This is a genomic window from Paenibacillus sp. sgz302164 (genome assembly GCF_056120505.1).
This window is the reverse complement of record NZ_JBVYOL010000037.1, coordinates 58,776-65,091: the sequence shown is the minus strand read 5'-3', so window position 1 is coordinate 65,091 and position 6,316 is coordinate 58,776. Positions and strand designations below refer to the sequence as shown.

Sequence of the window (6,316 nt, the reverse complement as noted above, 5' to 3'; positions counted from 1 at the left end):
CTGAATAGCTCAATTTCAAAGCTGACGAGATTTTGCAATCTCTTGTTTTGGTTGATTGCTCAACCTTGCTTCTTCACTCGTTGTTCAGTTTTCAAAGAACAATTTTTTTCGTTCATTTCGTCGCCCGTTTTCAGCGGCGACTTTTATAATATATCACATTCGCCCAATTCAATGCAAGCTTTTTTTTCAAATCTTTTTTCTTGCTTGTCTTGCATCAAACTTTTTAAAAGCGTACCGTCTTAAGGCGGCGAAATCTAATTTATCACAGATGATTATTTGATGTCAAGAAAGAAAAAAAGAATCGGCGCGGCAGCCGATTCCTGCGGATTTTGAATTATTTTAAACGGCCGAATACTTCAGCTCTAATTCCGTAATGTCTTCATCGATAGGGACGGCCACTTCTTTAATCAGTCCCTTTTTCACCAATTTATTAAGAAGAAGCGGCAGCTCTCCCCTGACCTCCAACAGTAAAGGATGAAGCTGCAGTTCCTTGGCGCTCACAGGCTGCCCGCTTTCGGACAATATATAGATGAGGCTTTTGCAGCAGCGCTCCATTTTGGACATCACGGAAAATTCGCAGGCCAGCAAAACTAGTTGAACTCTCTGTTTCAAAGTTTCTTTGCTCATCGTTAATTCTTCGTACAGCTTGTAAACCCCCGGATTGATCGAGCGGATTTGTCGCCAAACCGTAATTTCGGGATGGTAGCCGTCTTCGATAATGACGATGCGCGCCCAATGATGAAGAGCTTCAAGTATATTGTTATAGGCATCCAGCAGATGCTCGTCAAGAATATATTCTTTGCTTTGCAAATATTTTCGCAAAAACAAGGAGAATTCGATTAACAATTTGTGCTCGCGCAAATCAACAGGAAATTCAAGCATTCTATGGCGAAGGCCTTCCAAATAAGTATTTTGATCCAGAAGTATCTCCCCTTTTAACAGCCAATGAATGATGCTGCGATTTTCCCCGACACGAATCCAATGCTCCAGCGAAGCCGGATCAACCCATCTTTCTTGTATACGAAGATCGTCTCTTATATAATTAATCATATGGTTGTTAAGACTCAGATCGTTTGTAACTATGAGAAGCAGTTGATCGAACCCGTCCGTCAGCGCGGGAAGCTGCTTGGGGTTATTCACCGTCATGACGCTGATAATTCTGCGGTCATTGCGGAACTTAAGCAAAAGCTGCTCTTTATCGATTCCCATGGGTATCAGAAGCTCCTGTCTGGATTGGATTACTCTCTTATTTCGACATCAATGGCGGAGTTTCCTGCTGAATTTTGTGACAAATCATACAGTAACGATTGCGAAAGCGACGGCGGAGAGGAAGGAATCAGGTGCGTTTTAAATCAAGTAAAGTGAATGAGTTTCGGCTTTGGGGACTGGGCATGACGATGGGCGGCATGCTGCTCATGATTGTCGGATTGGCGGGGATCGTTTTCGATTGGGGACAAGCTGGCCGCATCATGGCTGTGATCTTTATGATTATCGGCATGATCAGCATGATGGTCAGCATGGGCATTTATTTTTGGGCGGGAATGCTCTCTACTTCGGCGACCGTCATCGACTGTCCTGAATGCGGGCGAAGAACGAAAATGCTCGGAAAAACGGACCGCTGCATGTTCTGCAAAACGATTTTGACGGTGGACCCGCAGTACCAACCCAAAGAGCAGGCTGAAGATCAATTGATCACAATGCCGATGCTTGAGCATAACCGGGATCACGAGCAAAAGCCTCATTAAGCGAAGCGGCAACACAACAAAAAACATGGCGGGCGAAAGCCCGTTTTTTTCTTTTGCACACAAAAAAAGACCCGCACAGTGCTCACGGGTCCGGCTTTTGCTGTATCTATGATTTATCCGAGAAAATAATCCCGCACTTCCTGCCAGTTGTTGACGCGAGGATAACGGGTTTCGTTAACGTTATGAGGAGCCGTATAAAGTATTCCTTGTCCCTTGAAACGCTCGAAATTGTGCGGGTGGTCATCGATCAAGAAATCGGCGTGAACGATGCTTTTGTCGCCGCAAAACACGAAATTCATGTCCGGCAAAAAAGAAAAGTGTTCTTTCAGCCATTCGAATTTGGCCATAAAAGAAGCCGGGTGTTCCATGGCCGCCGTAGCGATAAAAATGTCGTACCGTTCGCTCAACTCAAGTATGACTTCCCGGCTTCGTTCCATCACTTCCAGATCGCGAAAAAACGTGACATCGTCAAAATAACCGCTGATCTCCTGTTCCAGGTCCGGACGGAGATGGCGCAATTTTTTGCCGTGCAAATCCGCCAGTGTAATTTCGTCGTTGTAATCGCGGTTAAACGATGCCAGATGCTTGGCAACAGTATCGGCCATAACCTCGTCCATATCGATGGCTATTCTTTTTCTCATCGATCCTATCCTCCCTATTTGCCCATTTCGTCTTGAATCGTCTTCCACAAATCCGCTTTTTCGAAGCCGCGGCGCCATGAGGCCATTCCAGCCAGATCGTATTTTTTGACGAGCGCGATTCTCGCTTTGACCGAAGTTTCGTCTTCAAGCCAGATCCGCATCAGCTTGTCTCCTTCTTTATACTCCACGTAGTTTTGCCCCGCTTCGGGCAGGAAGACCGGCGTCAGCTTCTTGTCTTTGATAATGGCTTGGGCTTGATCCATCGACAGCGTCTTCGACTTCGCTTCGGTTTTGCCTTTTTTGACTTCTTCCGTCCACAGGCGCGTGTAGAAAGGAACGCCAAGAACGAGCTTGGATGCCGGCACTTTCTCTTCGTTCAATAATTGAACAAGCGATTTTTCCGCCCATGGCAGGGAGGAGACGGAGCCGGATTTGGGACTTGTCGCCCAATATTCATCATAAGCCATCAGCATCATGTAATCCACTGTCTCCGCAAGCGCCGGCCTATCATAAAATAAGGACCACATTTCGTTCGTCGATTTCGGCGTAACGTCAATCGATACGACGAGGCCCTGCTCATGCATGAGCGGCGTCATTTCCCGCACGAATTGAACCAGGTTCGCTTTATCTTTTACGCGCACGTTTTCAAAGTCGATATTAAAACCTTGCAATTTGTACGTTTGAGCAAAACCGAGAAGCTGCTTGATAATTTTCATGCGCAAATCGTACGTCGCAAGCGCTTGGGAAGTCCGGTCTGGCTCGAAGCCGTTGCTGAAAAGCGCCCATACCTGATAGCCGCGGTCCTGGGCCCATTTGACATAGGCAGCATCAGCGGAGTTGCTCACCCGCCCCTGATTGTCGGCTAAAGAAAACCAGGTCGGACTGATGACGTTAAGTCCGGGCATCTCGGGAATTTTGGCCGTGTCGGGATTTTTGGAAGTGACGTGTTCCCAGGTCATATTCAGCTTGCCGCCGAGCGGCTTGGCCGGCACAAAGGCCGCAGCGCCCTCGCCGACGGGAATCGTTTCCTCGCGGTCAAGCGCGATTTCGCTTTTGCGGACGAAGCCGATGGGACCGCTCTGCTGCTGAATTTTATACCAATCGTTGTCTTCGCCCAAAATCATAACCTGCTCGTCAAAAGCGACGGTCGACAGGATCGGCGCCTTCACGGTCGAGCCCGCGCGGAGCTGCGCTCCTTTCGCATCGGTCAGTTTGCCCCACTGCAAACGATCCCCCTTCTTCAGCAGGATGACGGCGCCGGTCTGTTCCGACTCCCTGAGCTCGATAGGGTACAGCTCGCGCAGCGGTTCAATAGGCACATAGACGGTTTTATCTTTCTTTTCGACGGGGAAAGCGAGCGTGTACGGTTTTTCATTCATAAACGCCGAGAGCTGGCTCGTTTTGAAACGAAGCACTTTGTCCGCCGTCGTAATGATCACGGAATCGCTCTGCTCCTCGTACACGATCGACGGATCAATCCACTGCTGGATAAGCGCCAGCGGCAGCTTGAGCGTTTCCTTTTGGCCGATTGCGCTTGTCGGGAAAAATTGGCCTTGATAAAAAACCGGCTTGGCCAGTTCGTGATAATCGGTCTCCGCATGTTCGTTATTAGGGGCGTACTCTTTCCAGAGCCAAAATCCCGCACCTGAACCGAGCATCAAAAAAAGAATGAGGACTAAAAAAAACAAGCGTCTGGGCGACTTTCTGCGGCGAATGTGCGGCTCGGTTGGCAGTGGTTGCAAGTTGTCACGTCCTTTTAAAATTTGCAAAAGAAAAACGCGTTCTCCGCTTCTTATCGCAAGAAGGTTCAAACACGTTCATTATACAACAAAAACCGGAGCGAGCAGGAATTTTGCGCAAAGTTGTTAATGCTTGGTAACGCCGACGCAATCCGGACAAACCCCATATACCTCCAACCGGTGACCGCGCACTTGAAATCCTGTCTGGGCGGCTGCGGTCATTTCAACGTCGTGAAGCGACGGGTATTCGAAATCGGTGATTTTGCCGCACACCTCGCAAAGCGCATGGTAATGATCTGTCATATCGGCGTCAAACCGACTGGAACTGTCCCCGTAAGTCAGCTCGCGGACGAGTCCCGCCTCAATAAAGACCTTCAGATTATTATAAACCGTAGCAACGCTCATATTAGGAAATTTGGATTCGAGTGCTTTATAAATGTCATCTGCAGTCGGATGAGTCATGGAATCCAGCAAAAAAGAAAGAATGGCGTGCCGCTGAGGGGTCATTCGAACACCGGTTGTTTTCAATTTGGCCAGAGCATGTTCCAATTGTACTGCCATGATACTCACCACCTGATGTGTAGTCATTTATGCTTCACACTTTATTGTACGTGTGTAAATGGACTTTTGTCAATGATGGCAGCGGATTCATGGTTATTCTCAGCAAACAATTACCTGCTTTTGCGGGATTCCAGCAAGAACATGCCCAGTCCGGCCACGATCAGGACGATCGAACCGAGATAGGAACCGAGGAGATCGAAAATTTGTTCGAACCACGGCGGTTTCGTGCTGATCAGGAAAAACAAGACGCCGGCCACAATGAGCAGCACCCCGAGGTTGCTGCCGCGCATCAGCTTCTGCAAGGGGTCCTGCGGCATATCCGCGAATTCTCCCAGTTCCATGCGCCGGTTGACGTTGTCCGTAGATTGCAAAGCGTCAAACAAACTGTAAAAATAAATGACCGGCAAAATCAAGGCGAACAATGTCATCATCGGAACGCTTCCATGCCCATGGGCAATCGAAACCATAATGACAATGTCCAGGATGATGAGCGCCATGATAAACAATCCGCGCTGCATCAAACCGAGATACAGTTGTCCTGTTCCCGGAATGGCGAACGACAGAACCCCGGCAACCCATTTGCGCTTTTTGGGCGATTGATAATAAGGGGGCGTGTAGGGCATGTTCGGAAAAGTGGACGATTCATGCGCGGCAAAAGGCTCTCTCAGCAGTTCCTCATGCCCCGGAAACTCCGGTATGCGATGATTGTTGTTGGGTATATTCACTTCAAATTCCTCCAATCTGCGCTTAAGGATCAGGATTGCAGCAAATGGGAAAGCTGCGCAATGTAAGCGGAAATCATGTTGATTCCCGTATCGATGCTCAATACTTTGTCGATGAGACCGGACTGGATAAACAGAACTGTGGCGGCGATAGCAATGAGACCGTTGACAACCTGGCTTCTCCAATGCTGCTTGCCGGCGTCTGCCTGCCGCGGAGATCGTTCCGGAAGCGTAATAGCCCGCATCACCCGATCCGTAAAATCCGGAGACGCTTCCTCCAGCGGCATCTCGTTCAAAAGCTTATTCAGACACGGCTCGAACCCGGCCTCTTCCATCGGTTTCCGTCTCATGCGCATTCACCTCCAACCATTTTTCCTTGAGCATGGCCTTTCCCCGGTACAGTCTTGTTTCAATTGTTTTCACAGGCAAGCCTGTAGCCTCGGACATTTCCTGATAGGACAACTGCTTGTAGTGATACAGATACATGATCAGCCTGTATTTATCAGGCAGCTCGGACAACAGCTTCTGCATACGCTGCTGCTCGTCTTTCATGAGCGCGGCTTCCTCAGGCTGTTCCCTGGCATCCCCTAGCCAGCCCTTCATTTTATCCAGAAGCGCTTCATACGGCCTTCTCTTCTGCGACCGCCTGTAATCCGTGACGAGATTGACCGTCATCCGGTACAGCCATGTCGTAAATTTGGCGTCGCCGCGAAAATAGGAAAGGGAACGGTACAGCTTGACGAACACTTCCTGGGTCAAGTCTTCGGCAGTTTCCCGATGCTCTACCATTCGGTAGACGAGCGAATAAATGTAGTTCTTATGCCGCTCCACCACAATGCGGTAAGCTTCGGAATGACCTTGACGGATCCGGTCGATAAGCTGTTCATCCGTCAAATTGTCCATGCCCG

The 6,316-nt window shown here is 49.0% G+C and carries 8 protein-coding genes; 1 reads left to right on the top strand and 7 read right to left on the bottom strand.

What is annotated here, in order from left to right; all coding sequences use genetic code 11:
• Nucleotides 1-339: 339 nt before the first annotated feature.
• The gene (locus AC0LWT_RS35455; protein WP_474686483.1) at nucleotides 340-1,209 is read right to left on the bottom strand and encodes a nucleotidyltransferase-like protein; all 870 of its coding nucleotides are present in this window, start codon (nucleotides 1,207-1,209) and stop codon (nucleotides 340-342) included.
• Nucleotides 1,210-1,340: 131 nt separating this feature from the next.
• Between AC0LWT_RS35455 and AC0LWT_RS35450 the strand changes: the two genes are divergently transcribed.
• The gene (locus AC0LWT_RS35450; protein WP_474686481.1) at nucleotides 1,341-1,745 is read left to right on the top strand and encodes a DUF2614 family zinc ribbon-containing protein; all 405 of its coding nucleotides are present in this window, start codon (nucleotides 1,341-1,343) and stop codon (nucleotides 1,743-1,745) included.
• Nucleotides 1,746-1,858: 113 nt separating this feature from the next.
• Here the strand turns inward: AC0LWT_RS35450 and AC0LWT_RS35445 are convergent, their stop codons facing one another.
• The 6 genes from AC0LWT_RS35445 to AC0LWT_RS35420 form a co-directional block, all read right to left on the bottom strand.
• Nucleotides 1,859-2,386: a 5' nucleotidase, NT5C type gene (locus tag AC0LWT_RS35445; protein WP_474686479.1), complete on the bottom strand. Its 528-nt coding sequence runs from the start codon at nucleotides 2,384-2,386 to the stop codon at nucleotides 1,859-1,861.
• Between the two features lie 14 nt (nucleotides 2,387-2,400).
• Nucleotides 2,401-4,128: a glycosyl hydrolase family 18 protein gene (locus AC0LWT_RS35440; protein WP_474686477.1), complete on the bottom strand. Its 1,728-nt coding sequence runs from the start codon at nucleotides 4,126-4,128 to the stop codon at nucleotides 2,401-2,403.
• Between the two features lie 123 nt (nucleotides 4,129-4,251).
• Nucleotides 4,252-4,686 carry a peroxide-responsive transcriptional repressor PerR gene (gene perR / locus AC0LWT_RS35435; RefSeq protein ID WP_474686475.1) on the bottom strand — a complete coding sequence of 145 codons (435 nt, stop codon included), beginning with the start codon at nucleotides 4,684-4,686 and terminating at the stop codon, nucleotides 4,252-4,254.
• A gap of 110 nt (nucleotides 4,687-4,796) precedes the next feature.
• The gene (locus tag AC0LWT_RS35430; protein WP_474686473.1) at nucleotides 4,797-5,411 is read right to left on the bottom strand and encodes a hypothetical protein; all 615 of its coding nucleotides are present in this window, start codon (nucleotides 5,409-5,411) and stop codon (nucleotides 4,797-4,799) included.
• 29 nt (nucleotides 5,412-5,440) lie between these two features.
• Nucleotides 5,441-5,758 (bottom strand): hypothetical protein, encoded by a 318-nt coding sequence (locus AC0LWT_RS35425; protein WP_474686471.1) that lies wholly within the window; start codon nucleotides 5,756-5,758, stop codon nucleotides 5,441-5,443.
• Entirely contained in the window at nucleotides 5,709-6,311 is a 603-nt protein-coding gene (locus tag AC0LWT_RS35420) for an RNA polymerase sigma factor (protein WP_474686469.1), read from the bottom strand. Before AC0LWT_RS35420 ends, AC0LWT_RS35425 begins: the two co-directional genes overlap by 50 nt.
• Nucleotides 6,312-6,316: the final 5 nt, after the last annotated feature.